Annotated in this window: 24 protein-coding genes; 8 read left to right on the forward strand and 16 right to left on the reverse strand. The window is 72.2% G+C overall.

Annotation, left to right across the window (positions count from 1 at the left end; genetic code table 11):
• Positions 1–182: 182 nt before the first annotated feature.
• The gene (locus tag DT019_RS21965; protein ID WP_114038598.1) at positions 183–977 is read right to left on the reverse strand and encodes a carbon-nitrogen family hydrolase; all 795 of its coding nucleotides are present in this window, start codon (positions 975–977) and stop codon (positions 183–185) included.
• Positions 978–1,169: 192 nt separating this feature from the next.
• Between DT019_RS21965 and DT019_RS21970 the strand changes: the two genes are divergently transcribed.
• Positions 1,170–1,994 (forward strand): maleylpyruvate isomerase family mycothiol-dependent enzyme, encoded by an 825-nt coding sequence (locus tag DT019_RS21970; RefSeq protein ID WP_114038599.1) that lies wholly within the window; start codon positions 1,170–1,172, stop codon positions 1,992–1,994.
• Positions 1,995–2,020: 26 nt separating this feature from the next.
• Here the strand turns inward: DT019_RS21970 and DT019_RS21975 are convergent, their stop codons facing one another.
• From DT019_RS21975 to pdhA (DT019_RS22000), 6 genes are all read right to left on the reverse strand, one after another.
• On the reverse strand, positions 2,021–3,313 hold the full coding sequence (locus DT019_RS21975; protein ID WP_114038600.1) for an MFS transporter: 1,293 nt from the start codon (positions 3,311–3,313) through the stop codon (positions 2,021–2,023).
• Complete coding sequence (locus tag DT019_RS21980; protein WP_114038601.1) at positions 3,310–3,972, reverse strand: GntR family transcriptional regulator; 663 nt, start codon at positions 3,970–3,972, stop codon at positions 3,310–3,312. Before DT019_RS21980 ends, DT019_RS21975 begins: the two co-directional genes overlap by 4 nt.
• Positions 3,973–4,126: 154 nt before the next feature.
• The gene (locus DT019_RS21985) at positions 4,127–5,116 is read right to left on the reverse strand and encodes a hypothetical protein (protein WP_114038602.1); all 990 of its coding nucleotides are present in this window, start codon (positions 5,114–5,116) and stop codon (positions 4,127–4,129) included.
• A 364-nt stretch (positions 5,117–5,480) separates the two neighbouring features.
• The gene (locus DT019_RS21990) at positions 5,481–6,881 is read right to left on the reverse strand and encodes a dihydrolipoamide acetyltransferase family protein (RefSeq protein WP_114038779.1); all 1,401 of its coding nucleotides are present in this window, start codon (positions 6,879–6,881) and stop codon (positions 5,481–5,483) included.
• Positions 6,882–6,892: 11 nt separating this feature from the next.
• A complete protein-coding gene (locus DT019_RS21995; RefSeq protein ID WP_114038603.1) occupies positions 6,893–7,873 on the reverse strand; it encodes an alpha-ketoacid dehydrogenase subunit beta in 981 nt (326 codons plus the stop codon).
• A 2-nt stretch (positions 7,874–7,875) separates the two neighbouring features.
• Positions 7,876–9,027: a pyruvate dehydrogenase (acetyl-transferring) E1 component subunit alpha gene (gene pdhA, locus DT019_RS22000; RefSeq protein WP_114038604.1), complete on the reverse strand. Its 1,152-nt coding sequence runs from the start codon at positions 9,025–9,027 to the stop codon at positions 7,876–7,878.
• Between the two features lie 386 nt (positions 9,028–9,413).
• On the opposite strand from pdhA (DT019_RS22000), the gene DT019_RS22005 reads away from it, so the two are divergent.
• From DT019_RS22005 to DT019_RS22015, 3 genes are all read left to right on the forward strand, one after another.
• Positions 9,414–10,076 carry a response regulator gene (locus tag DT019_RS22005; protein ID WP_100575501.1) on the forward strand — a complete coding sequence of 221 codons (663 nt, stop codon included), beginning with the start codon at positions 9,414–9,416 and terminating at the stop codon, positions 10,074–10,076.
• A 120-nt stretch (positions 10,077–10,196) separates the two neighbouring features.
• Positions 10,197–10,613: a pyridoxamine 5'-phosphate oxidase family protein gene (locus tag DT019_RS22010; RefSeq protein WP_114038605.1), complete on the forward strand. Its 417-nt coding sequence runs from the start codon at positions 10,197–10,199 to the stop codon at positions 10,611–10,613.
• A 15-nt stretch (positions 10,614–10,628) separates the two neighbouring features.
• Entirely contained in the window at positions 10,629–11,642 is a 1,014-nt protein-coding gene (locus DT019_RS22015; RefSeq protein WP_114038606.1) for a phosphotransferase, read from the forward strand.
• A gap of 12 nt (positions 11,643–11,654) precedes the next feature.
• Here DT019_RS22015 and DT019_RS22020 read toward each other — a convergent pair whose 3' ends face one another.
• The gene (locus tag DT019_RS22020; RefSeq protein WP_114038607.1) at positions 11,655–13,337 is read right to left on the reverse strand and encodes a protein kinase domain-containing protein; all 1,683 of its coding nucleotides are present in this window, start codon (positions 13,335–13,337) and stop codon (positions 11,655–11,657) included.
• Positions 13,338–13,660: 323 nt separating this feature from the next.
• Between DT019_RS22020 and DT019_RS22025 the strand changes: the two genes are divergently transcribed.
• The 3 genes from DT019_RS22025 (at position 13,661) to DT019_RS22035 (ending at position 16,797) form a co-directional block, all read left to right on the forward strand.
• Positions 13,661–15,301, forward strand: a complete 1,641-nt coding sequence (locus tag DT019_RS22025) for a protein kinase domain-containing protein (RefSeq protein WP_114038608.1) — start codon at positions 13,661–13,663, stop codon at positions 15,299–15,301.
• 288 nt (positions 15,302–15,589) lie between these two features.
• A complete protein-coding gene (locus DT019_RS22030) occupies positions 15,590–16,120 on the forward strand; it encodes a hypothetical protein (protein WP_114038609.1) in 531 nt (176 codons plus the stop codon).
• 137 nt (positions 16,121–16,257) lie between these two features.
• On the forward strand, positions 16,258–16,797 hold the full coding sequence (locus DT019_RS22035; protein ID WP_114038780.1) for a bacterial proteasome activator family protein: 540 nt from the start codon (positions 16,258–16,260) through the stop codon (positions 16,795–16,797).
• Between the two features lie 57 nt (positions 16,798–16,854).
• Here the strand turns inward: DT019_RS22035 and DT019_RS22040 are convergent, their stop codons facing one another.
• From DT019_RS22040 to pdhA (DT019_RS22070), 7 genes are all read right to left on the reverse strand, one after another.
• Positions 16,855–17,835, reverse strand: coding sequence for an NAD(P)H-quinone oxidoreductase (locus tag DT019_RS22040; protein ID WP_114038610.1), 981 nt, complete (start codon positions 17,833–17,835; stop codon positions 16,855–16,857).
• A gap of 10 nt (positions 17,836–17,845) precedes the next feature.
• Positions 17,846–18,925, reverse strand: coding sequence for a potassium channel family protein (locus tag DT019_RS22045; RefSeq protein WP_223279706.1), 1,080 nt, complete (start codon positions 18,923–18,925; stop codon positions 17,846–17,848).
• Positions 18,926–19,097: 172 nt separating this feature from the next.
• Positions 19,098–20,459 (reverse strand): molybdopterin molybdotransferase MoeA, encoded by a 1,362-nt coding sequence (locus DT019_RS22050; RefSeq protein WP_114038611.1) that lies wholly within the window; start codon positions 20,457–20,459, stop codon positions 19,098–19,100.
• Entirely contained in the window at positions 20,456–21,340 is an 885-nt protein-coding gene (locus DT019_RS22055; protein WP_114038612.1) for an NTP transferase domain-containing protein, read from the reverse strand. Before DT019_RS22055 ends, DT019_RS22050 begins: the two co-directional genes overlap by 4 nt.
• A gap of 69 nt (positions 21,341–21,409) precedes the next feature.
• Positions 21,410–22,756, reverse strand: coding sequence for a dihydrolipoamide acetyltransferase family protein (locus DT019_RS22060; protein WP_223279707.1), 1,347 nt, complete (start codon positions 22,754–22,756; stop codon positions 21,410–21,412).
• A complete protein-coding gene (locus DT019_RS22065) occupies positions 22,756–23,763 on the reverse strand; it encodes an alpha-ketoacid dehydrogenase subunit beta (RefSeq protein ID WP_114038614.1) in 1,008 nt (335 codons plus the stop codon). Before DT019_RS22065 ends, DT019_RS22060 begins: the two co-directional genes overlap by 1 nt.
• A complete protein-coding gene (pdhA, locus tag DT019_RS22070) occupies positions 23,763–24,887 on the reverse strand; it encodes a pyruvate dehydrogenase (acetyl-transferring) E1 component subunit alpha (RefSeq protein ID WP_114038615.1) in 1,125 nt (374 codons plus the stop codon). The genes DT019_RS22065 and pdhA (DT019_RS22070) overlap by 1 nt, the downstream gene beginning before the upstream one ends.
• 180 nt (positions 24,888–25,067) lie before the next feature.
• On the opposite strand from pdhA (DT019_RS22070), the gene DT019_RS22075 reads away from it, so the two are divergent.
• Positions 25,068–25,556 carry an Lrp/AsnC family transcriptional regulator gene (locus DT019_RS22075; RefSeq protein ID WP_114038616.1) on the forward strand — a complete coding sequence of 163 codons (489 nt, stop codon included), beginning with the start codon at positions 25,068–25,070 and terminating at the stop codon, positions 25,554–25,556.
• A gap of 21 nt (positions 25,557–25,577) precedes the next feature.
• On the opposite strand, the gene DT019_RS22080 is transcribed toward DT019_RS22075, so the two are convergent.
• Positions 25,578–26,384 carry an alpha/beta hydrolase family protein gene (locus DT019_RS22080; RefSeq protein WP_114038617.1) on the reverse strand — a complete coding sequence of 269 codons (807 nt, stop codon included), beginning with the start codon at positions 26,382–26,384 and terminating at the stop codon, positions 25,578–25,580.
• Positions 26,385–26,422 lie beyond the last annotated feature (38 nt).

Genomic DNA, 26,422 nt, shown 5'->3' on the forward strand with positions numbered 1-26,422 from the left:
CCGCACGGACAGAGGGTTTTCAAGGGGCGCGAGGAACTGCGCGACCAGCCACACACGACCCGCACGGACAGCGGACCAAAAGGGGCGCGGGGAACTGCGCGACCAGCCACCCACAACCCGCACGGACAGCGGACCAAAAAGGGGCGCGAGGAACTGCGCAGAACCCGTACACCCACCCCGCACTACCCCTTGGGCACGTCCAGCCCCAGCACCCTGTCCTTCAGCGCGGGAAACACCCCCCGCGTCTCCGCGACCTTCGCCGGATCGAGATCCACGGTCAGAACCTCCTCGCCGGAGCCCGCCTCGGCGAGCACCTCGCCCCAGGGGTCGACCACGATGCTGCGCCCGCTCTGCTCGACCCCCGCGTGCGTCCCGGCCGTACCGCAGGCCAGCACGTAGGCCAGGTTCTCGACCGCGCGGGCCCGCGCGAGCAGCGTCCAGTGGGCGCTGCGGCGCGCGGGCCAGCCCGCGGGGACGACGAAGGCGTGCGCGCCCGCGTCGACCAGGCCGCGGAACAGTTCGGGGAAGCGGAGGTCGTAGCAGGTGGCCAGGCCCAGGGTGAGGTCCGGCAGCGAGGCGGTGACCAGATCCGAGCCCGCGCCCATCAGGACGGCCTCGCCCTTGTCGAAGCCGAAGCGGTGGATCTTCCGGTAGGTGCGGGCCAGCGCGCCGTCGGGCGAGAAGACGAGGGAGGTGTTGTAGAGCGCTCCGTCCTCGCCGCGCTCCGGAATCGACCCGGCGTGCAGCCAGACCCCGGCGTCCCGGGCCGCCTCGGCCATGGTCTGTGCCGTGGTGCCGCGCAGCGTCTCCGCCTCGTCCGCGAAGAGTTCGTACGCGAACGCCCCGACGGTCCACAGCTCGGGCAGCACGACCAGATCGCTGCTCCGCTGCTCCCGGATCAGCGAACCCACGCGTCGGCGGCGGGAATTGATGGATTCTTCCGGGTTTACATCGATCTGGATGAGCGAGGCGCGCACGGTACCACCGTCCTGGCTTTCGAGCCGTCAGCACTGGGGAAAACAGCCTACGATCGTCCTACCAAAGCACTGCCGGGGTACTGCTCGGCAGCGTACTGTGACCTTCCGGGGGAGACCCCGGACCCCCCAAGCGACCAAGCCTCCCACACAGTCCCGCAGTCCAGCCCGTACAAAGAACCGCCGAGGGGTCCCGTGACCGTCCATCCCAGCCTTCAGACCTACGCCGATGCCTGGACCCACTCCATCGAGGCGATATCGGAGCTGGTGCAGCCGCTCGTCGAGGGCGAGTGGAACCGTGCGACGCCGTGCCCCAACTGGTCGGTGCGCGACATCGTGTCGCACATCATCGGCATGGAGTGCGAGCAGCTGGGCGACCCGAGGCCGATCCACACCCTGCCGCGCGACATCTTCCACGTCCAGACCGACCTCGCCCGCTACATGGAGATGCAGGTCGATGTGCGCCGCCACCACACGGCGCCGGAGATGACCTCCGAGCTGGAGTACACGATCATTCGCCGGGCGCGTCAGCTGCGCAACGAGAACCGGGACCCCGACACCAAGGTGCGCGCCCCCCTCGGCGCCGAGCAGACCCTGGAACTGGCGCTGCGGATGCGGGCGTTCGACGTGTGGGTGCACGAGCAGGACCTGCGCTGGGCCCTCAACAAGCCGGGAAACCTGGACTCGCCGGGCGCGTACGTGGCCCGCGACATCCTGCTGCACACCCTGCCCCGGGTGGTGGCGAAGGACGCGGGCGCGCCGCCCAGCTCGGCGGTGGTCTTCGACGTCCACGGCCCGGTGGAGTTCCTGCGCACGGTGCGGGTGGACGCGGACGGCCACGGCACCATCGACGGCGCGCCCTCGCTCGGCCCGCTGGTCACGCTGACCATGGACTGGGAGACCTTCGTGCGGCTCGCCTGCGGCCGGGTCCGCCCGCACGCGGTCGCCGACCGGGTGAAGGCCGAGGGCGACCCGGCGCTGGCCGACGCGATCCTGCGGGAGTTCGCGGTCACCCCGTAGAGCCGGGGCCCCGGGGCCCCGGCCCGCTACACGGGGACGTGCACGGCCTCCACCCGGCTCGCCACCAGCCGGTCCCGCTCGCGGCGCTGTGCCCGTGCCCGCAGCCGCAGGATCTGGACCAGGCCCAGGGTCTCCAGGAAGAACACCGACGAGAAGGCGATCCGGTAGTTGTCCCCGGTCGCGTCGAGGAGCACGCCCACCGCGAGCAGGGTGGTCATGGAGGCGATGAAGCCGCCCATGTTGGTGATGCCGGACGCGGTGCCCTGGCGCTCGGGCGGGTTGGCCGGGCGCGAGAAGTCGAATCCGATCATCGAGGCGGGCCCACACGCGCCCAGGACCAGGCACAGGATGACGAGCAGCCACATCGGCGCGTGGGCGGCCGGGTAGGCGATGGTGGCGGCCCACATGAAGGCGGTCGCTCCCACGGTGCCGAGCGCCAGGGGCAGCCGGGCCGCGTGGTGGCGGGCGATGAGCTGGCCATACACCAAACCCACGACCATGTTGGAGAGCACCACCAGGGTCAGCAGTCCGCCGGCCGTGCCCCGGTCGAGGCCCTGCGACTCGACGAGGAACGGCATCCCCCACAGGAGCAGGAACACCATCGCGGGGAACTGCGTCGTGAAGTGCACCCACATCCCGAGCCGGGTGCCGGGCTCGCGCCACGACTCGGCGATCTGACGGCGTACGAACGCGGCCCCGGCGTGGTGCGCGGGCGGCGGCTCGTGGCCCTCGGGGTGATCGCGCAGGAAGAGCAGCAGCAGGACCAGGACGGCGACTCCGGCGAGCGAGCTGCCCGCAAAGGTCTCGGTCCAGCCGACGCCGTGCAGCGCGCGGGAGATGACGAGCGTGGACACCAGGTTGCCGGCCATCCCGAACAGCGCGGCGACCTGCCCGATCATGGGGCCGTGCTGGGCGGGGAACCAACGCGAGCCGAGCCGCAGCACGCTGATGAAGGTCATCGCGTCGCCGCAGCCGAGCAGCGCCCGCGAGCCGAGCGCGGTGGCGTACGAGGGCGACAGGGCGAAGCCGAGTTGTCCGACGGTGAACAGGACGGTCCCGAGCACCAGCACCTTCTTGGTGCCGAGCCGGTCGACCATGAGGCCGACGGGTATCTGCATGCCCGCGTACACGAGCAGCTGGAGTATGGAGAAGGTGGACAGGGCCGAGGCGTTGACGTGGAAGCGGTCGGCGGCGTCCAGGCCCGCGACGCCGAGCGAGGTGCGGAAGATGACGGCGACGAAGTAGACGCCGACGCCGATGCCCCACACGAACGCGGCCCGGCGCCCGCCCAGCGGCTGCGGCCGTGCGGCGGAGCTCATCGGTCGTCCCCCCTGACCAGGACCTTGACCCAGCTGAGGTGCTGGCGCACACAGTGCGCGGCCCGCTCGCCGTCCCCGTCCCTGATCGCGGCCAGCATCTCCTCGTGCTCGGCGATGTTCTTGGCGATGCGGTCGGGCTGGGCGTGCATGACGGCGACGCCCATCCGCAGCTGACGGTCCCGCATCTGGTCGTAGAGCCGGGCCAGGATCTCGTTCCCGGCGTTGCGCACGATCTCGGCGTGGAAGCAGCGGTCGCTGACGGCGACGGCGGCCAGATCGCCTGCGGCGGCGTGCGCCTTCTGCTCCGCGAGCAGCTCCTGGAGGCGTGCGACGAGCCGCTCCGGCGCGGGAACGGCCCGGCGCACCGCGAACTCCTCGACGAGCAGCCGGGTTTCGACCACGTCGGCGGTCTCCTGCGCGGAGACGGCGAGCACGAGGGCGCCCTTCTTCGGGTAGAGCTTGATCAGCCCTTCCACTTCGAGCTTGAGCAGCGCTTCGCGTACGGGCGTGCGCGACACCCCGACCGCCTCGGCCAGCTCGCCCTCGGTGAGCAGCGTGCCGCCCTCGTACCGGCGGTCGAGCACCGCCTGCTTGACGTGCAGGTAGACGCGGTCGGCGGCGGGCGGCTGCTTGGTGGCGGGGGCCGGGGCGGAAGGCATGCGCACAGGATAGATACAACAGGGGTGCATCAGGAAGCGCCGTCCGGATCGCGGGACGGCCGCGTGTGTGCCTGCCGAAACGCCCCTGCCCCCGGTCGCACGCGGCGGCCGGGGGCAGGGGTACGGGACGGGCGCCCAGGGGGCCCGGGTGGGATCAGGCGCGGCCCGCCGCGCGGCGGCGCACCACCAGGTAGCCCGCTCCGCCCACGAGGGCCAGGCCCGCGCCGCCCGCGACCAGCGCGGTCGTGCCGCCGGACTGCTCCTTGATCTCCGCGCCGGCCGCGACACCGCCCTTGGGCAGCACCGAGGTCTGGCCGGAGGCGTTCGCCGAGGGCGCGGCGGGCGGCGTCTGGGCGGGGGTGGTGCCGTTCAGCTTGCAGCCCTTGGGCAGCTTGGGGAAGTCCTGGAAGGCGTACCGGGAGCCGACGCCGCCCTCGACCTTGGACTTGAGCTGCGGCGCGGTGCCGTACGGGTTGAGGATCTCGGCGTAGATGCCGGCCGACTCGGGCAGCTTGGGGTGCTTGCGGTCCAGCTTGCCGAGGCTCGGCACCGGGTTGCCCGGGCCGTCCTGGAAGGTGGCCGTCGGGCCGTTCGGGCTCATGGTCAGCACCGCGGCGGTGCCGGCGCCGATGGAGACGCTCTGCGTGACGGTGCAGTCCTTGGCCGAGACGCCGGTCGCGCCGGGCTTGCCCTGCGGCAGGTCGTAGGTCCTGGAGGTGCCGTCGGGGGAGGTGACCTTCACCCGCGGGGTGGCGCTCGACGCGTCGAGCAGCTGCGCCTTGAGGCCGACCACGTACTCCTTGGCGGTGTCGGTCGGCTGCGAGCGGCTCACTCCGGCGATGACCCGCACCGCCCAGACGTCGCCCGGCTTCCAATCCGGGCCCACGGCGCGGAACCAGGCCTCGGGGCCCTCGGGCCCGTTGCGCAGCACCGCGAGCACGCCGTGCGTGGCGTCCTTGTGGACGAGGACCTTCTCGCCGTCGTAGCGGTCGCCGGTCGGCTTGGTGGCGGTGGCGGCCGCCGGGGCCTGGGCCGGGGTGGCGGCGAAGGCGGCGGCCGGGGTGAAGAGGGCTCCGGCGAGCGCGGCGGTGGCGACGGCGGCGCGGAGGGCGGCGCGGCGGCGGGAAGGAGCGTAGGTCGACATGAACGACTCCGAGACACAGGGCGGCCGGGCGGCCGGAAGACGAAGAAGAAGGAGAGGTTGCATGCCGCCTCCTCTGTCGGGTGGGGCCGTTGAGGCTGGGCGGGGCTGCAAGAAGAAATCTATGGATCACCTGTGCGAGAAGCGTCCGTTCCATGTCACGACGGCGCGACAGACCCCGGGGGCCCTGACGCCCCGGGTCACCGCGCGAGCAGCACGCACCGCCCCTCACCCACTGTCCGCCCGGCCCCCGAAGCTGTCCACTCGGGCGCCGGGCGGACATGCCGCGGCCCCCGACGCGTCCTGGGACGCGGCGGGGGCCGGGGGCCGACTGCCGTACGGGGCGGCCGGTTGTCGAGCGGGGCGGTCAGCCCCAGGTGATGAGCCGCTTCGGCTGCTCCAGGACCGCCGCCACATCGGCGAGGACTTTCGAGCCGAGCTCGCCGTCGACCAGGCGGTGGTCGAAGGAGAGCGCGAGCGTGGTGACCTGGCGCGGCTTGACCTTGCCCTTGTGGACCCACGGCTGGAGCTTGATCGCGCCGACCGCGAGGATCGCGGACTCGCCCGGGTTGAGGATCGGGGTCCCGGTGTCCACGCCGAACACGCCGACGTTGGTGATGGTCACCGTGCCGCCCGACATCGCCGCGGGCGACGTCTTGCCCTCGCGGGCGGTGGCCACCAACTCGCCGAGCGACTCGGCCAGTTGCGGCAGGGTCTTGGCGTGCGCGTCCTTGATGTTCGGGACGATCAGACCGCGCGGGGTCGCCGCCGCGATGCCCAGGTTCACATAGTGCTTGAGGACGATCTCCTGGTTCGCCTCGTCCCAGGACGCGTTGACGTCCGGGTTGCGCTTGATCGCCACAAGGAGCGCCTTGGCGATCAGGAGCAGCGGGTTGACCCGCAGGCCCGCCATGTCCTTGTCCGACTTCAGCTGCTCGACCAGCTTCATCGTCCGCGTCACGTCGACCGTCACGAACTCCGTGACGTGCGGCGCGGTGAACGCGGAGCCGACCATGGCCTGCGCGGTCGCCTTGCGGACGCCCTTGACGGGAATCCGCGTCTCGCGGGCGTCGGCCTGAACGACCGCCGCCGCAGCGGGAGTTGTTTCACGTGAAACAGGGGCGGGCTCGGCCGCCGGGGCCGCCGCCGCGTGCACGTCCTCGCGGGTGACGATGCCGTCGGGGCCGGTCGGCACCACGGTGGCGAGGTCGATGCCGAGGTCCTTGGCGAGCTTGCGGACCGGCGGCTTGGCGAGCGGGCGGGCCGGGGCGGGAGCCTGGCCGTTCAGCTCGGTCTGCACGGCGTACAGGGCCTCGGCCGGGGCCTGCTCGGGGACCGAGGCCCCCTTGCGCGGGCGGCGCTTGGTCGACGCCTCGGAGACGCCGTAGCCGACCAGAACGGGCTGGCGGCCCTTGGGCGCCTCGTCCTCGGCGGGGGCGGCTGCGGGCGCGGGCGCCGCGGCGGGCGCCTGAGCCGGCGCCGACGGCTCGGGCGCGCTGCCCGGGGCCACGTCGACGGTGATGATGGACGTGCCGACGTCCACCGTCACGCCCTCTTCGAAGTGGAGCTTGTGCACCACGCCGTCGTAGGGGATGGGGAGTTCGACGGCCGCCTTGGCGGTCTCGACCTCGCACACGACCTGGCCGTCGGTGACGGTGTCACCGGGCTGGACGTGCCACTTGAGGATCTCCGCCTCGGTGAGCCCCTCGCCGACGTCCGGCATCTTGAACTCGCGGTAGCGGGCTGCGTTCTCAGTCATTGTCGTCACGACCATTTCCCTCAGTACGCCAGCGAGCGGTCGACGGCGTCGAGCACCCGGTCGAGACCCGGCAGGTACTCCTCCTCCAGGCGCGCCGGCGGGTACGGGGCGTGGTAGCCGCCGACCCGGAGCACCGGGGCCTCCAGGTGGTAGAAGCACCGCTCGGTGATCCGGGCGGCGATCTCCGCTCCGGCGCCGTAGAAGACCGGCGCCTCGTGGACGACGACCAGGCGGCGGGTCCGCTCGACCGAGGCCTGGACGGCGTCGAAGTCGATCGGGGACATCGACCGCAGGTCCACGACCTCGATCGACTTGCCCTCCTCCTGGGCGGCCGCGGCGGCCTCCAGGCACACCTTCACCATCGGGCCGTACGCCACCAGCGTCAGGTCGGAACCGTCGCGCACGGTACGGGCCTGGTGCAGCGGGCCCGGGATGGCCTCGGTGTCGACCTCGCCCTTGTCCCAGTAGCGGCGCTTGGGCTCGAAGAAGATCACCGGGTCGTCGGACTCGATGGCCTGCTGCATCATCCAGTACGCGTCCGACGCGTTGGACGGGCTGACCACCTTGAGGCCCGCCACGTGCGCGAACAGCGCCTCGGGCGACTCGCTGTGGTGCTCGACCGCGCCGATGCCGCCGCCGTAGGGGATGCGCACGACGACCGGCAGCTTGATCTTGCCGAGCGCGCGGGCGTGCATCTTGGCGAGCTGCGTGACGATCTGGTCGTACGCGGGGAAGACGAAGCCGTCGAACTGGATCTCCACGACGGGCCGGTAGCCGCGCAGGGCCAGGCCGATCGCGGTGCCGACGATGCCGGACTCGGCGAGCGGGGTGTCGATCACCCGGTCCTCGCCGAAGTCCTTGAACAGGCCGTCGGTGACACGGAAGACGCCGCCGAGCTTGCCGACGTCCTCGCCCATGATCAGGACCTTGGGGTCGGTCTCCATCGCCTTGCGCAGCGACTCGTTGATCGCCTTGGCGATCGGCAACTTCTGTACGGTCATGGCTAGTTGCCCTCCCCATCCACGAACGACGCCTGGTAGGCGGCGAACTGGGCGCGCTCCTCGTCGACCAGCGCGTGGCCGTCGGCGTAGATGTTCTCGAAGATCGCCATCGGCTCGGGGTCGGGCATGGCACGCACCGCCTCGCGCACCCGCTTGCCCAGCGTCTCCGACTCGCTCTCCAGCTCCTCGAAGAACGCGGCGTCCGCGTGGCCCGCGCTCTCCAGGTGGACACGCAGGCGCAGGATCGGGTCCTTGGCCTCCCAGGCCTCGCGCTCCTCGTCGGCCCGGTACTTCGTCGGGTCGTCGGAGGTGGTGTGCGCACCCATCCGGTACGTGAACGCCTCGACCAGGGTGGGGCCTTCGCCCCGACGGGCCCGCGCCAGGGCGGACTTGGTCACGGCCAGACAGGCCAGCACGTCGTTGCCGTCGACACGGACGCCGGGAAAGCCGAAGCCCTGGGCGCGCTGGTAGAGCGGCACCCGCATCTGCTTCTCGGTGGGCTCGGAGATCGCCCACTGGTTGTTCTGGCAGAAGAACACGACCGGGGCGTTGTAGACGGCGGAGAAGGTGAAAGCCTCCGCGACGTCGCCCTGGCTGGAGGCGCCGTCACCGAAGTAGGCGACCACGGCGCTGTCGGCGCCGTCCTTGGCGATGCCCATCGCGTAACCGGTCGCGTGCAGCGTCTGAGAGCCGATGACGATCGTGTACAGGTGGAAATTGTTGCTGTTCGGATCCCAGCCGCCGTGGTTGACGCCACGGAACATGCCGAGCAGATTCGTCGGGTCGACACCGCGGCACCAGGCGACGCCGTGCTCGCGGTAGGTCGGGAAGACGTAGTCGTCGTCCCGCAGCGCACGCCCGGAGCCGATCTGCGCGGCCTCCTGGCCGAGCAGCGAGGCCCACAGACCCAGCTCGCCCTGCCGCTGCAGCGCGGTGGCCTCGGCGTCGAAGCGTCGGGTCAGCACCATGTCGCGGTAGAGGCCGCGCAGCTCTTCCGAGCTCAGGTCGATGTCGTAATCAGGGTGCTCGACCCGCTCGCCCTCGGGCGTCAGCAGCTGTACGAGCTCGGGTTCGGCGGCCTTCTTCGCGCCGGCGCCGGCGGTGCGCTTGCTGCTGCGTCGCGGTTTGCGCGCGGCAGTGCTCTCCACGGTCACGTGCGTGCTCCTCCGTCTGTCCGGCTCCCGGGTTCGCCGGTGAGCCTGGGGGTCCCCCCGGCTCGACCAGAGCTTGGGGGAGGCTCGCCTGTCCGTCTCAAGTGCACGGGGGTGTGCGCGCTCGGCCGGGGATCAGGCGTGACAGGTGCCCCGGCGAGCGCCCTGCCAAAGGCACGTTACCCAGTGCTGCGCATTACTGCGAAACCCCACTTGACCTGCGATTTTGCTTGGATTTCCAAGTAAATCGAGAAAGTAGGGAACAGTCGCTGGTCACAGCCTTGCAGGCCGCCGGAACAACGGCACGTTATCCCGGTCGCGCAGGTTCGGGAAGGGGTCACTTATGGCACTCTCCGGCGTCCTTCGGATGAATGTGTGAGACTGATTCCGTGCGCGAAACAGGCAAAATCACCGTATTCCTGCTCGATGACCACGAGGTGGTCCGTCGCGGCGTCCACGAAATGCTCTCCGTCGAGGACGACATCGAAGTGGTCGGCGAGGCCGGCACCGCGGCCGACGCCCTGGTCCGGATTCCCGCCACCCGCCCCGACGTCGCCGTGCTCGACGTCCGGCTCCCGGACGGCAGCGGAGTCGAGGTCTGCCGCGAGATCCGTTCGCAGAACGAGGACATCAAGTGCCTGATGCTCACCTCGTTCGCGGACGACGAGGCCCTCTTCGACGCGATCATGGCAGGGGCCTCGGGATACGTCCTCAAGGCGATCCGCGGAAGCGAGCTCCTGACGGCCGTGCGCGACGTCGCGGCCGGCAAGTCGCTGCTCGACCCGGTGGCCACCGCCCGCGTGCTGGAGCGGCTGCGCGACGGCGGCAAGAGCAAGGGCGACGACCGCCTGGCCAACCTCACCGAGCAGGAGCGCAAGATCCTCGACCTGATCGGCGAGGGTCTCACCAACCGCGTGATCGGCGAGCGCCTGCACCTCGCCGAGAAGACGATCAAGAACTACGTCTCCTCCCTGCTGTCCAAGCTCGGCATGGAGCGCCGCTCCCAGGCCGCCGCGTACGTGGCCCGGATCCAGGCGGAGAAGAACCACTGAGCCCCCGCCGCTGAACCCGCCGGCCACTGGGCCGCCCCGGCCTCATTCGGGACCTACGGCCCGGAGGTGCGGGGCGGCGGGCTCTTACCCGGGGCGCGGGCGGACCACGAGAGTGGGGGCATGCCCATCGAGGAAGCCCGCGCCATCGAGCTGCTCCGCCGCGTCCCCTACGGCCGGGTGGCGACCAGCATGCGAGCCCTGCCCTTCGTCGCCCCCGCCCGGCACGTGGTGGTCGACGGGCGCGTCCTGCTGCGCCTGCACGCGGGTCTCGGGTACCACCACGCCTGCGTGGGCAGCGTCGTCGCCTACGGGGCGGACAACCTCAGCGCGGGCGAACTCGACGTGTGGTCGGTGCAGTTCACCGGAACCGCCGAGCGCTTCGAGCCGACCGCACGGGAGCTGGAGCTGTTCGGCGCCGCCCCGCGCGAGGTGGACGGGGAACCCTTCGAGCCCGTGTACATGCGGATCGAACCCCAGTTCGTGACCGTTCACTCGCTGGACTACTCCAAAGAGCGACAACTCAAGTACGTTGCGTGATCTAACATCTGAAGAGTGCCGCGCTCATCTGCAACTCCACCCGTGGGCGACCTCCTGCGCCGCTACGCCACCCCGGGTGAGCCCCTCTCCTGCGAACGGGTCGCCCAGGGCCTGCTCAACCGCGGCTACCGGATCGCCACCACCCGCGGCGACTACTTCCTCAAGCACCACCTGGACGGCGACCACGAGGCCATCGCCCGCCAGCACCGGGCCACGGAACGCCTCCAGGCCCTCGGCGTGCCCGTCGCGCCGCCCGTGCCGGACGCCGACGGCGACACCGTCGTGGTGATCGGCGGCCACTGCTACGCGCTGCACCCCTGGGTGCACGGCCGCCACCGCCACGGCGCCCAGCTCTGCGCCGTGGAGTCCCGCCGGCTCGGCGCGCTGCTCGGCCTCGTCCACACCTGCCTGGCCCAGGTCATGGAGCCCGACGTACCGCAGGCCGAGCACCACAGCGCCGACCCCGCCGACACCCTCGCGCTCATCGACGACCTGGTGGCGCGGGCCCGCAGGCACCAGCCCCGCGACGCCTTCGACGAACTCGCCGAACACCGGCTCCTGGAGCGGCGCGCACTGCTCGGCCTGCACGCCCACCGCCGCCCGGCCGCCCCGGCCACCGGCGCCTGGGTGCACGGCGACTTCCACCCGCTGAACCTGCTGTACCGGGGCGAGGGGCGCTCGGCCGAGCCCGCCGCGATCGTCGACTGGGACCGGCTCGGCGTCCAGCCGCGCGCCGAGGAGGCGGTCCGGGCCGCCGTGATCTTCTTCGTACGCCCCTCGGGCGAGCTGGAGCTGGCGAAGGTACGGGCCTACGCGCGGGCCTACCGACGGGCCGCCGGGGCCGACGCCGAGGAGCTGGCGGCCGCGGTGCACCGGGTGTGGTGGGAGCGGCTCAACGACTTCTGGATCCTGCGCTGGCGCTACCAGCTGCACGACCGAAGGGCCGACCCGCAGTTTCCTGCGGCATCGGCCCTTGCGGTCTGGTGGACCCGCGAGTACGAGGCGGTGTGCGAGGCCTTCGCGGGCTGAGGCGCCCTCCGGTCAGTGCCCGGGGCTCGCGCTGGAGCCGCCGGGACCGGCGGAGGTGCCGGTGTTGGTGCCGGTCGTGGTCCCCTGGCTGGTGCCCGTGGTGGTGCCCTGGCTGGTGCCGGTGCTCGTGCCGGTCGAGGTGCCCTGGCTGGTGCCCTTGCTGGTGCCGGTCGAGGTGCCCTCGCTCGTGCCCTGGTCCGTACCCGAGCTCGTTCCCTCGGTGGTGCCCTCGCTCGTACCCGACGTCGTGCCCTGGTTGGTGCCCGGGGAGTGCGAGGAGTGCGACTTGCTCGGCGACGGGGAGGAGGAGCGCGAGCGGTGCTGGGAGGGGGACTCGCCATTGCCGTTCGAGCTGCTGCTGCTGTAGGACTGGCCCGAGCTGGTGCCGGGGGTGTCCGGCGTCGACGGGGTGTCCGACTGGGACAGGGACGGCGAGACCTTCGGCGTCGGGGAGTTCTTGGTCCCGCCTCCGCCGCCGCCCGAGCCGTTCGCCGCGCTCAGCGCGAAGGCGACACCCGCGGCGATCGCGATGATCGCCAGCACCACGAACAGCACGGTCTTGCCGCCGCGGCCGCCGTCCTGCTTGCGGCCGCCGCGGTCGTAGCCGTCGTAACCGCCGTCGTTCGGGTTCATCGGCGGCAGGATCGGGCCGCCGAACTGCGAGGTCTCCCCGTGCATGGGGTGGCCCATGGCCGTCGTCGCGCCGGTGGTGCCCATCGCCGGGGTGTGGGCGCCGTCGTGCATCAGCTCGACCGGGCCGGTGTTCCAGGTGCCGGTGTGGCCGCCCTGCGCCTGGAGCATCTGGAGCCCGTACTGGACCAGGCCGCGCATCTCCTCGGCGGACTGGAAACGGTCGTCCGGGTCCTTGGCGAGAGAACGCATGACCAGGCCGTCCAGCTCCGGCGGCGCCACGTGCGTCACCTGGGACGGCGGCACCGGCATGTCCTGGACGTGCTGGTAGACCACCGACAACGGTGTCTCACCGATGAACGGGGGCCGCAGCGCGAGGAGTTCGTACAGCAGACAGCCCGTGGCATACAGGTCGGAGCGGTGGTCGACGGCCTTGCCGAGCGCCTGCTCGGGCGAGAGGTACTGCGGCGTGCCCATGACCATGCCGGTCTGGGTCATCGTCGACTGGGCGCCGTGCAGGGCCCGCGCGATGCCGAAGTCCATCACCTTGACCGCGCCCGTGTCCGTGATGATCACGTTGGCGGGCTTGATGTCGCGGTGCACGATGCCGTGCTGGTGCGAGTAGGCGAGCGCCTCCAGAACCCCGGAGACGATGATCAGCGCCTGCTCCGGCGGCGGGGCGTCGGCGTCCACCAGGAGGTCGCGGATGGTGCGGCCCTCGACGAGCTCCATCACGATGTACGGGACGGTCTGACCGCCCACGAAATCCTCACCGGAGTCGTACACCGCCACGACCGCGTGGTGGTTGAGTCCGGCCACCGACTGTGCTTCACGCGTGAAGCGTGCCTTGGACACCGGGTCCTCGGCGAGATCGGCCCGGAGCAGCTTCACGGCGACGGTGCGGCCCAGGCGCACGTCCTCGGCGGCGAACACCTCCGCCATGCCACCACGGCCGAGCCGGTGGGTGAGACGGTAGCGGCCGTCGCCGACGAGTCCGCCGACCCACGACTCGTGGTCCTGCGCATCGGCCATCCCGGCGCCGTTTCCGTCGGGTTCGGGTGCCATCAGTCCTCGCCGTCGTATCTGGCCGCGTCCGCGGTCTTCCTTACGGTCTTCCGTCGTGCTCTTCCGCTGGTTGTGCAGTAGTGCACGCTACAGCGTTCACGCGGGGCACCGGTCCGGGATGGACCGGCCATCCAATCGGTTCCGTGTGTACCCATGCAAATCCCGTACGTTTTCGATGCCGTTCCTGTAACGCTTGCGAGACTCTTCCCGTGCGTACGGTCACGGAACGGGCACTCGGCTTGACGTGCGTGACCCCTCGGGCAGACTTGGCCTGAAAAATCGAGGATCATCACTGGCCACCGCGCCAAGGGGGATGCACAGTCATGAGCCAGGACGGCGCACACGGCCGCTATGCGGGCGGTTCCATCGCGGGCGGGCGCTACCAGCTGCGCGACCTCCTCGGCGAGGGCGGCATGGCGTCGGTGTACCTCGCGTACGACTCCGCTCTGGACCGCCAGGTCGCCATCAAGACGCTGCACACGGAACTCGGCCGGGAACAGTCGTTCCGCGAGCGGTTCCGCCGTGAGGCCCAGGCGGTCGCCAAGCTCCAGCACACCAACATCGTCTCGGTCTTCGACACCGGCGAGGACACGGTGATGTTCAACGGGTCCGCCGGCGCCGACGGCGTGATGCCCTACATCGTCATGGAGTACGTGGAGGGCGAGCCGCTCGGCTCGACGCTGCACCGCGACATCCAGCAGTACGGCGCGATGCCCGCCGACAAGGCCCTCAAGGTGACCGCCGACGTGCTCGCCGCCCTCGAGGTCAGCCACGAGATGGGCCTGGTCCACCGGGACATCAAGCCGGGCAACGTGATGATGACCAAGCGCGGCATCGTCAAGGTCATGGACTTCGGCATCGCCCGCGCCATGCAGTCCGGCGTCACCTCCATGACCCAGACCGGCATGGTCGTCGGCACCCCCCAGTACCTGTCGCCCGAGCAGGCGCTCGGCCGCGGCGTGGACGCCCGCTCCGACCTGTACTCGGTCGGCATCATGCTCTTCCAGCTGCTGACCGGGCGGATCCCCTTCGACGCGGACTCTCCGCTGGCGATCGCGTACGCGCACGTCCAGGAGGAGCCGGTCGCGCCGTCCTCGGTCAACCGGTCGATCACCCCGGCCGTGGACGCGCTGGTCGCCCGCGCGCTGAAGAAGAACCCGAACGAGCGCTTCCCGAGCGCCCAGGCCATGCACGACGAGATCGTGCGGATCGCGTCCGCGGGCCAGATGGGCGCGGCCCCGGTCATCACTGGCGGCGCCCCGGCCGCCAGCGGCGCGGGCGTCGGCGCGACGGTCTTCCCGCCGCTCGACTCGCAGGCCGCGCCCGGCATGCCGGGCAGTGTGCAGACCCCGTACCAGGCGGGCCCCTACGGCCCGCCCACCCCGGCGCCGACCCCGCAGCCGCAGCCCTCGTACGGCTACCCGCAGGCCGCGCATCAGCAGCCCGCCCCGATGGCGTCCCAGACGCCGCCGCCGTACACGGGCTCCCCGGCGCAGACGTCCTCGTCGGCCTCCGGCGGTTCGAAGCGCAACACCCCGGTGATCGTGGGCGCGATCGCGGTGGCGCTGCTCGCGATCGGCGGTCTGGTCACGGCCGTGATGATGAACAAGGACGACTCGGGCGGTACCGGAGGCGCCGCCAAGGCCAGCAGCTCGGCGCCGGCCGCGGGTCACAAGGGCCCGGAGCGGGACCGCACGATGGACACCGAGAAGTGCACCTCGCCCCAGACCTCGACGCTGGACCCGGGCAAGGTCCAGGCGCCGGACTTCTCGTACAAGGACATCCTGTCGGTGAAGTCCTGCATCCAGGCCGCGGGCTGGAAGGTCAACACCGAGACGGTCGACAACGGCCAGTGGGGCCAGGACGTGGTGGTCACCCAGTTCCCCGCGGCCGGGGTGGACGTGGACAAGAAGAACGCGCAGTTCACGCTCCAGATCTCGTCGGGCAACGCGCCCGCGCAGTAACCCCCTGCGGCTCGTTCCGCCAAGGCCCGGCACCCCTGGTGCCGGGCCTTGGCGCGTGTGGAGGGGGCGGGCACGACCCGCCCGACGGGTCCGAGGGCATGCCAAGGCCCACGCACCCCGCCCGAGCGGCCCGCGTGTGCGGACGGCGGACCGGGCGGACGGGAGTCCGGGGCCGGCCCATTCGGCGCACCTGGCGCGGCTCCCGGGATGCCGGGCAACTCGCCCCGTGTGACGCTGATTCGGTCACCCCAGGCGATCCTGCACGTCCGTACGGGAAGGGGCCCTCCCATGCCTCCAGGGATCCGGTCGCTCGCCGCGGCCGCATCGCTGACGGGGGCGCTGCTCCTGACGCCCCTGCCGTACGCGATCGCCGTCGGCACCCCCTCGCCCGGCCCGTCCCCGAGCGCGGCTTCCTCCGGCACGGCGCAGGCCTCGCCCCGGGCCGACCCCTCGCCGACCGCGTCCGAGGACCAGCACCTCGCGGGCAGCCGGGCGGGCGAGGGCCGGATCCGGCCGGGCCGCGTGGAGACCACGAACCCGCTCCCGGACGCCCCCGACGACGTGGCACCCGCCGACCTGGCACCGGCGCGGGAGGCGGTGCCGCAGGCCCCCCAGCAGGTTCCGACCCCGGAGCCTCCGGCACCGCCGACCCCCACCCCGACGCCCGGAGGGGCCCTTCCCTCCGCCCGGCACCGTCAGCAACCCCAGGCCTTCTCCCCCAGTTCCGACCTGCGCGTCCACGTTCTCTCCCTGGGCGCGGGCCTGACCCTGACGGGCCTGGGGCTCGGATTCCTGGGACTGCGGCTGCGGCGACCGTGACGGGGCGCTGGGGAGCCGCTCGCTGTTTCACGTGAAACGGTCGCCCCGCGACGGGAATCGGCGCCCGCAGGGCGGTGGATCAGTCCTTCGCGGGGGCACACCGTGATGTGAGGCACGTGTGCGAGAGAATGGACGGCATGGAGATGCCGAGGAACGATAAGTCGCCGGACAGCCCCCACATCCTGGTCGTAGGCCAGGACGGTATGGCCATCGGCGGTGGAGACGACGAGTCCCGCGAGGTCCCGGTGACGGAGATGGTCGAACAGCCCGCGAAGGTCATGCGTATCGGCAGCATGATCAAGCAGCTCCTTGAGGAGGTCCGCGCGGCCCCTCTCGACGAGGCGAGCCGAGTACGCCTGAAGGACATCCACGCTTCGTCCGTGAAGGAGCTGGAAGACGGACTGGCGCCGGAGCTGGTCGAGGAGCTGGAGCGGCTCTCCCTGCCGTTCACGGACGAGGCCATCCCCTCGGAGTCCGAACTCCGCATCGCGCAGGCCCAGTTGGTCGGCTGGCTCGAAGGTCTCTTCCACGGGATCCAGACGGCCCTGTTCGCCCAGCAGATGGCGGCCCGCGCCCAGCTGGAGCAGATGCGGCGCGCGCTGCCGCCCGGCGTCTCGCACGACGACGAGGACGAGGACGGCCCGCACGCGGGCGCCCGCTCTGGCCCGTACCTGTAACCGGCCCGCGCACCGAGCGGCCGGAGGGGGCGCCTTCGTGGCGCCCCCTCCGCACGTTCACCCGACGGTCAGCAGCACCTTGCCCACATGGCCGGAGGCCTCCAGCACCCGGTGCCCTTCGGCGGCGTCCGCCAGCGGCAGCGTCCGGTCCACCACGGGCCGCACCCGGCCCCCGGCGATGAGCGGCCACACATGCTCGCGGACGGCCGCCACGATGGTCGCCTTCTCCGAGGCGGGCCGGCCCCGCAGCGAGGTCGCGGTGACCGCGGCCCGCTTGGTCAGCAGGGCGCCGAGGTTCAGCTCGCCCTTGGCGCCGCCCTGGAGGCCGATCACGGCGAGCCGCCCGTTGACGGCGAGCGCCCGCACGTTCCGGTCCAGGTACTTGGCGCCCATGATGTCGAGGATGACATCGGCCCCGACGCCGTCCGTGGCCTTCAACACCTCATCCACGAAGTCCTGTTCGCGGTAGTCGATCAGGATGTCGGCGCCCAGTTCGGCGCAGCGCGCCAGCTTGTCGGGGCCGCCCGCCGTCACCGCGACCCTGGCGCCGACCGCCTTGCCGAGCTGGATCGCCATCGTGCCGATCCCGCTCGCCCCGCCGTGCACCAGCAGCGTCTCGCCGGGCCGCAGGTGGGACACCATGAAGACGTTGGACCAGACGGTGCAGGCGACCTCGGGCAGGGCCGCCGCCTGGGCCAGCTCCACGCCCTCCGGCACGGGCAGCAGCTGCCCGGCCGGCACGGCCACCTTCTCGGCGTAGCCGCCGCCGCTCAGCAGCGCGCACACCTCGTCGCCGACGCTCCACCCGGACACCCCGGGCCCCAGCGCGGCGATGCGCCCCGAACATTCGAGGCCCGGGTACGGGGACGCCCCGGGCGGCGGGTTGTAGAAGCCCTGCCGCTGGAGCACATCGGCACGGTTGACGGCGGCGGCGGCCACCTCGACGAGGACCTCGCCCTCGCCCGGTACGGGATCGGGCACCTCGGCCCAGACCAGCGCCTCGGGACCGCCCGGCTCAGGAATCGTGATCGCATGCATGCGGCCGACGCTACTCCGGCTGACCCTCCACCGGCGCACCACCGGCTCGTACGATGGTGATGAGCCGGTCGGTGAGCTGGAGCGGGCTCGCCTTGGCGTCGTCGTACGCCAGCAGCCGATGGCCGCGCAGCACGCTCACCACCAGGTCCTCGGTCTCCCGGACCCCGCGCCCGACCTCGCTCTTGCGCACGGGCCGCTCCACCATGTCGAGCCCGCTGCCCTGCTGGATCAGGTCCTCCATCACGGTGCCCGCGCTCGGGCTGAGCACCGACAGGCCGAGCAGTCGGCCGGCCGCGCTGGCGCTGGTGATGACGGCGTCGGCTCCGGACTGGCGCAGCAGCGGCGCGTTCTCCTCCTCCCGTACCGCGGCGACGATCTTCGCGCCCCGGTTGAGCTGGCGGGCCGTCAGCGCCACCAGGACCGCGGTGTCGTCGCGCTGGGTGGCGATGACGACCTGGCGGGCCTTCTGGAGTTCGGCCCGCAGCAGCACATCGCTGCGGGTGGCGTCCCCGATGACACCGACGAAGCCCTCCGCGTTGGCGGTCTCGATCACCTTCGCGCTCGGGTCGACGATCACGACCTGGTCCTTCCGCAGGCCCGTCGCGCACAGGGTCTGGATCGCCGACCGGCCCTTCGTCCCGAAGCCGACGACGACGGTGTGCTCTCGCAATTGAGCCTTCCAGCGGTTGAGCCGCCACTCTTCGCGGGTCCGTTCGGTGAGGACCTCGAGAGTGGTTCCGACGAGGATGATCAGGAACAGCACGCGCAGCGGCGTGACCAGCAGGATGTTGGTCAGGCGCGCGCTGTCGCTGTAGGGGACGATGTCGCCGTAGCCCGTCGTGGAGAGCGTGACGGTGGCGTAGTAGACGGCGTCGAGGAAGTCGACCTTGCCGTTGGCGTTGTCGTGGTAGCCGCCCCGGTCGATCCAGACGATGGCGGTCGTCAGTATCAGCACGGCGAGCGCCATCAGCAGGCGCTTGGCGACCTGGCGCAGGGGCCGGTCGACGACCCGGCGGGGCAGCTTCACCCGCCGGGTGATCAGGTTCTCGCCCGCCTGGCGTGCCATCGCGTCATGGCCGGGCAGTTTCACGTGAAACACCCTTCATCGAGGCGGGAGTTGGAGGTGCGTGTGGTTCGTTCGGTTCGGGCGGGGCGTTTCACGTGAAACGTCCTTCAGGTGAGCTGGAGTTGGCGATGGTCGAGGGCGTCCCACACGGAACAGGCCGCGTGCAGGCGCGAGTTGATGCCGAGGGAGAGCCGTTTCACGTGAAACAGCCTTCGCCCGAGGCTGATGGAGACCAGGGCAGGTCGAGGACCTCGACCTCCCGGCCCGCGCGAGCCCCGCCCGGCGGCACCACCGCGAGACCGTCGGCGGCCGCGATCCCGCGCAGCATCGCCGGGCCGTTGTAGTGCAGCGGCACGACCCGGTCGGCGCGGTGCACCACGGGTACGAGCCGGGTGTCGTACGGATGCCCCTGCACCTCGTTGCGCAGGGGGGCGGTGTATGCCACGGGCCGCGCCCGGTGCGCGAGTTCACGCAGCAGCGGCTCGGCCAGGGTGAGGAGTCCGGACACCGCGGCGAGCGGGTTGCCGGGCAGCCCGACGAGGTGCTTCCCCACGCCGATCTGCGCCAGCAGCATGGGGTGGCCCGGCCGCACGGCGACACCGTCGACCAGGAGCTCCGCACCGGCCTTGTGGAGCACGGGGTGGACGTGGTCGACGGGTCCGGCCGCCGTGCCGCCCGTCGTGATCACGAGGTCGGCCGAGGAGGCGGTGACGGCCGCGAGCAGCGCACCCGCGTCGTCCTTGAGCCGCCGCGTCGCGACGACCTCGGCGCCGAGCGCCCGCAGCCAGACCCCGAGCATCGGGCCGAGCGCGTCCCGGATCAGCCCGTCGTGCGGGAGCCCGCGCGTGAGCAGCTCGTCGCCGAGGACCAGGATCTCGACGCGGGGCCTGGGGACCGTGCTCAGCTCGTCGTACCCGGCGGCCGCGGCGAGGCCGAGCACGGCCGGGGTGACCAGGGCGCCCGCGGGAAGCAGCGCGTCACCCGAGCGGCATTCCTGGCCGCGCGGGCGGATGTCCTGGCCGTGCAGCACCACGCGGTCGGCCTGGAGCTGGGTGCGGGCCTCATCGGTGCGGGCGTGCTCGCTGCGGATCACGGCGGTGGCCCCGGCGGGGACGCGGGCCCCGGTGGCGATGCGTACCGCTTCCCCGTCGGCGAGGTTGCCGGGCAGGGAGTGCCCGGCAAGGATGCCGCCGTCCCGCACCGTCCACGGACCGGGACCGGCGACGGCCCAGCCGTCCATGGCGGAGGTGTCGAAGGACGGCAGGTCGGTGAGGGCGGTCAGCGGCTCGGTGAGGATCTCGCCCAGCGCCCGCTCCAGCGGGACCCGGTGGGAACGGGCGGGTGCGGCCCGGCCGGCCCGGGTGGCCACGGTGCGGGCCTCGGACCAGGCCATGGCTCTGTGGCGGGGCGCCTGTCGGGGCTCCGGCGTCGGGGTATCGGCGCGGGCCCGGCCCATGGCGGGGCTCTCCCCGGCCGGGTTGACGGTGGGCCCGGCGTCGCGCAGCAGGGCGAGGGCCTCGTCGGACCCGTCGTCCGCCCCCGGGCTCCGGGCGGTCATCCGGCGTCGTTCCTCGGGCCGTCGGGGGTCTCGGTCTCGGCCGCCCAGCGGTTGGCGAGCGCCGCCGCCCTGCGGGCCGCCTCCGCCACGTCCTTGCCCTCGCCGCCCGCCTTCGCGGCCGCGTAGCCGACCAGGAAGGTGGTGAGCGGGGCGGCGGGCCGGGCGACGCCGTGGGCGGCATCCCTGGCCAGGTCGAGCAGGACGCCGGTGTCGACATCCAGCTCGATGCCGAGTTCGTCCTTGACTGCGGTGATCCATTCGTCCAGCACGCCCCCATGGTCCCTGATGCGGGCCCGGGCTGCCGCGAGGTCCTCCCAGGTGTCGCAGTCGAAGGAGGCGAGCGGGTCGGCGGAAAGGCGGCCGAGGTCGAGTTCCCGGACGAGCAGCCGCAGCGGGAGACCGGCGAGCGAGCCGTGTTCGGTGGCGAGCAGCGCGAGCTCGCGGCGCAGCGGTTCGGCGCGGTAGAGGGCGACCAGCGGCTGGTCGCGTCCTTCGGCGTCGGTGCAGAGCACGCCCTCGCGGCCGGTGCGCCGCAGTTCGCCGAGGAGGGCGTGGACGGTCGGCGCGGCCAGGAACGGCAGATCGGCCGAGAGCACGAGCACGCTCGCGGCCGAGGTGCGCCGGACACCGGCGTCCAGCGCGGCCAGCGGGCCGCCGCCCGCCGGTTCCTCCCGGGTCCACACCACGGGCCGGGTGGTGGGCCGCCGCCCGCCCACCACCACGGTGTTCGCGGCGCCGGCGCAGGCGGTCAGGACCCGGTCGAGCAGGGCCCGGCCGCCCACGCTGAGCCCGGGTTTGTCGGCGCCGCCGAGCCGCTTGGCGGCGCCTCCGGCGAGCACCACGGCGTCATACGCGGTCGGCGCGGCGTCATACGCGGTCATCTTCCGAGTATGGGCCGCCGGACGATCAGCGATGGCCCCGCGAACGTCCCGGGTCCGCGGGGCCATTCGTCACAGCGTGCGCAGCAGCACCGCCGGGTGTTCCACGCAGTCGGCGACGTACCGCAGGAAGCCCCCCGCGGTGCCGCCGTCGCACACCCGGTGGTCGAAGGTCAGGGACAGCTGGACCACCTGGCGCACCGCGAGCTCGCCCTCGTGCACCCAGGGCTTGGGGATGATGCGGCCCACGCCCAGCATCGCCGCCTCGGGATGGTTGATGATCGGCGTGGATCCGTCGACACCGAACACCCCGTAGTTGTTGAGGGTGAAGGTGCCGCCAGTCAGCTCGGCCGGGGTCAGCGTGCCGGTGCGGGCCGCCTCGGTGAGGCGGGCGAGCTCGGCGCCGAGCGCGTCGACGTTGCGGGTGTGGGCGTCGCGGACGACCGGCACGACCAGGCCGCGCTCGGTCTGCGCCGCGAAGCCCAGGTGCACCTGGGGCAGCCGGACGATCTCGCGGGCCGCCGTGTCCACCGTCGAGTTGAGCTCGGGGAAGCGGGCGAGGGCCGCCGTGCAGATCCGGGCGAGCAGCGCGAGGACGGACACCTTGGGCCCACCGGCCGCGTTCATGGCGGCGCGCGCCGCCATCAGCTCCGTGGCGTCGGCGTCCACCCAGCAGGTGGCGTCCGGGATTTCGGTACGGCTGCGGCTGAGCTTGTCGGCGACCGCGCCCCGGATGCCCTTGAGCGCGACCCGCTCACCGGACGCGGCCGAGGCCGCGACCGGAGCCGCGGCAGGAGCGGGGACCCCGGAGGGGGCCCGCATCGCCGACTCGACGTCGCAGCGCAGGATGAGGCCCTGTGGGCCGGTGCCCCGCAACGCGCGCAGATCGAGGCCGTGTTCGCGGGCCAGCCTGCGCACCAGCGGCGAGATGACGGGCACGGGTCCCGCCGCCTCGACGGGCGCGGACGGCGCGGGGGCCGACGGCGCGACCGGGGACGCGGGCCGCAGGCGGGTGCGGCGGCGGGTGGTGGCCGTGCCCGTCCCGTAGCCGACCAGGACGTTGCCCGATCCCCCCGAAGACGCAGAAGACGCAGAAGACGCGGCGGACACTGAGGAGGCGGCAGCAGAGGCCCCGGCGGACCCGGCTTCCTCGGCGGCGTCGTGCCGCTGCGGGGCGCCGACGGCGACCGTCAACAGGGGTGCTCCGACGGGCAGTTCGGTGCCCTCCTCGCCGAAGCGCGCGGTGACCACGCCGCCGTAGGGGCAGGGCACTTCGACCATCGCCTTGGCCGTCTCGACCTCGACCACCGGCTGGTCGACGGCCACCACGTCGCCGACCGCCACCAGCCAGCGCACGATCTCCGCCTCGGTGAGTCCCTCACCGAGGTCGGGCAGCTTGAACTCCAGCACCTTCGGCATCAGTGCTCCGCCTCCCACTGCAACCGCGCCACCGCGTCCAGCACCCGGTCCACGCCCGGCAGATGGTGCTTCTCCAGCATCGGCGGCGGATAGGGGATGTCGAAGCCCGCGACCCGCAGCACGGGCGCCTCCAGGTGGTGGAAGCAGCGCTCCGTGACGCGCGCGGCTATCTCGCCGCCGGGCCCGCCGAATCCGGCCGACTCGTGGACGACCACGGCCCGCCCGGTGCGGCGCACCGACGCGCACACCGTCTCGTCGTCGAAGGGGACCAGCGAGCGCAGGTCGACGACTTCGAGGTCCCAGCCCTCCTCGCGAGCCGCCTCGGCCGCCTCCAGGCACACCGGCACGGACGGACCGTAGGTGAGGAGCGTGGCGCTGCGCCCGGCGCGCCGCACGACCGCCCGGCCGATGGGTTCCACGGCCGTGGGGGCCTCGGGCGACCAGTCGGACTTCGACCAGTACAGCCGCTTGGGCTCCAGGAAGACGACCGGGTCGTCGGACGCGATGGCCTCGCGGAGCATCCCGTACGCGTCCTCCACGGTGGCCGGGGTGACGACCTTCAGGCCCGGCGTCGCCATGTAGTAGGCCTCGCTGGAGTCGCTGTGGTGCTCGACGCCGCCGATACCGCCGCCGTAGGGAACGCGCACCACGATGGGCATCGCCATCGCTCCGCGGGTGCGGTTGCGCATCCTGGAGACGTGGCTGATGAGCTGCTCGAACGCCGGGTAGGCGAAGGCGTCGAACTGCATCTCGACGACCGGCCGCAGCCCGTACATCGCCATGCCGACGGCCGTGCCGAGGATGCCGGCCTCGGCGAGCGGGGTGTCGGTGCAGCGGTCCTCGCCGAACTCCTTGGCCAGCCCGTCGGTGACCCGGAACACGCCGCCCAGGGTGCCGACGTCCTCTCCCAGGACGTGCACGGTCGGGTCCTCGGCCATGGCGTCGCGCATCGCGCGCTGCAGGGCCTGTGCCATGGTGGCGGGCTTCTTGGCGGTGGCGGTGGTCATCACCGGGCCTCGGCTTCCAGCTCGGCGCGCAACTGGGCGGCCTGCTCGCGCAGGTGGCCGCTCTGCTCGGCGTAGACCTCGGCGAAGAGGTCCATGGGGTTGAGGACGGGCTCGGCGTTCATCTGCTCGCGCAGTGCGGCGGCCATGGTCTCGGCGGCCTCGGCGGCGGCGCGTATGCCGTCCTCGTCGAGGATGCCGCGGGTGGTCAACTCGCCCTCCAGGAGCCGGATCGGGTCGTGGTCGCGCCAGGCGTCGACCTCGGCCGGGCCCCGGTAGCGCGTCGCGTCGTCGGCGTTGGTGTGCGCCTCCATGCGGTAGGTGACGGCCTCGATCAGCGTGGGGCCGCCGCCGCGCCGGGCGCGGGCGACGGCCTCGGACAGCACCTGGTGCACGGCGGGCGCGTCGTTGCCGTCGACCAGGCGGCCCGGCATGCCGTAGCCGACGGCCTTGTGGGCGAGGGAGGGGGCGGCGGTCTGCTTGGCGAGCGGCACGGAGATCGCGAACCCGTTGTTCTGGACCAGGAAGACCACCGGGGCCTGCCAGACGGCCGCGAAGTTCAGCGCCTCGTGGAAGTCGCCCTCGCTGGTGCCTCCGTCGCCGACCAGGGCGAGCGCCACCACGTCGTCGCCCTTGAGGCGGGCCGCGTGGGCCAGGCCCACGGCGTGCGGGAGCTGGGTGGCCAGCGGGGTGCACAGCGGCGCGATGCGGTGCTCGCGCGGGTCGTAGCCGGTGTGCCAGTCGCCGCGCAGCAGCGTCAGGGCCTGCACGGGGTCCAGACCCCGGGCGACGGCGGCGAGGGTGTCGCGGTAGCTCGGGAACAGCCAGTCCCGCTCCTCCAGGGCGAGCGCCGCGGCGACCTCGCAGGCCTCCTGGCCGGTCGAGGAGGGGTACACGGCGAGGCGGCCCTGCTTGGTGAGGGCGGTCGCCTGCGCGTTGAACCGGCGTCCGCGCACCAGCTCCGCGTACAGCTTCAGCATCAGCTCGCGGTCGAGCTCGGCGCCGGTGCCCAGGACCCGGTGGGGCTCCGGGTCGGGGAGCAGCGGCGCGGGGTCGGTGCGGGGCCGCCAGGCGGGCGGAGGGGTCGGCCGGTATGCGGCGGCACCGGGGAGCTCTTGGACCGTCATGCCAATGCACCTCCTTGTGGAAGCGGACATCCAGGGGCGGGGCAGTACTGTGACGCCCCTCACCTACCGATTGTTCGGTCGTGGACGCATTTTGGCTACAGGCACCTCCAGCCTGTGGACAAACGGTTCTCCACAGCCTGGGATGGGAACAGGGTGTCCACAACAGGAAGGCGGGGGGACATGACAGCTGAACAAATGGCCACCGGTGACAACCGGCCGGTCCCGGCACGCCCGCTGGACGACATCGACCACGCCATCCTGCGCATCCTCCAGACGGACGGCCGGGCCTCGATACGCTCCGTCGCCGAGCGGGTCCACGTCTCGCGCGCCAACGCCTACGCCCGCATCAACCGGCTCGTCGAGGACAGCGTGATCCGTGGCTTCACCGCGCGCGTGGACCACGAGCGCGCGGGCCAGGGAGCGGCCGCCTACGTCACGCTCAAGATCGTGCAGAACTCCTGGCGCACGGTCCGCGAACAGCTGGGGGAGCTGCCCGGAGCGGCCCACATCGCCCTGGTGAGCGGGGACTTCGACGTCCTGCTCCTGGTGCACACACCCGACAACAGAGCGCTGCGCGAGCTCGTCCTGACCCGGATCCAGTCCATCCCCGAGGTCCTGTCGACACGCACGCTGCTGGTGTTCGAGGAGACCGACCTGGACCCCTCATAGGGGCCGTCCCTCCGGCGTCGCTCAGGTGCAGTACTTCTTCAGGAAGGCCAGCACGGTCTCCCAGTTGTCGGGGGCGGCGAGGAGGGCCACTCCGTGCGCGGTCGAGCCCTTGACCGAGACCAGCCGGTCCTCGGGGGCCTTCGTGCTCGCGGCGCTCAGCTCCCGCGCGGCCGTGGCGAACGTGCCGTCCTGGTCGCCCGCCATGTAGAGCACCGGCACGGCGAGGGACTTCGCGGCGGTGAGCGCGTCCATCGGGCCGTACTGCTCGGGCGCGGACAGGGAGACCACCGCGTCCGGTTTCAGCGGCATATGGGCGGCCGCCTCCAGGGTCGCTGTGCCGCCCTTGGAGGCGCCCATGAGGAGCAGCTTCCAGGCGCCCTCGGTACGCAGCAGGGCGGCCGCGCCCTCGATCTCGGCGGCCGCGTCGCCGGTCGTGTTGTTGACGGCGAGAACACGGAAGCCGGCCTTGCCGAGCTCGACGGCCTTGTCCTTCCACTGGCAGACATTTCCGTCCACCTGATGGGCGAGAACGATCCCGGTATTGCCACTGCCGGTCAGAAAGCCGCCAGTGGGCGATCCCGCCGCGCTCTTGAAGACGATGGAGCCCGCCTTGGCCTGTTCGGGCGTCAGGCAGCCGAAGTCGTCCCCCTGGGTCGGCGCGGCCTGGGCGGCGGCCTCGGCCTTCTTGACGGCGGCTCCCGCGTCCGGCGACTCGGCCGCGGGATCGTTTCCTCCGCCTCCACCGCCGCATCCCGCCAGCGCCGTGCCCACGAGCAGCACGGCGGCACAGACGGACACAAAGGGCGCAGGAGTTCGCAGGGCAGCCATGACGGTGGATGGTGATCCGCTTCGGTGCCTCAGTCAAC

The sequence above is a fragment of the Streptomyces sp. SDr-06 genome, from assembly GCF_003324565.1.
Lineage (GTDB): Bacteria > Actinomycetota > Actinomycetes > Streptomycetales > Streptomycetaceae > Streptomyces.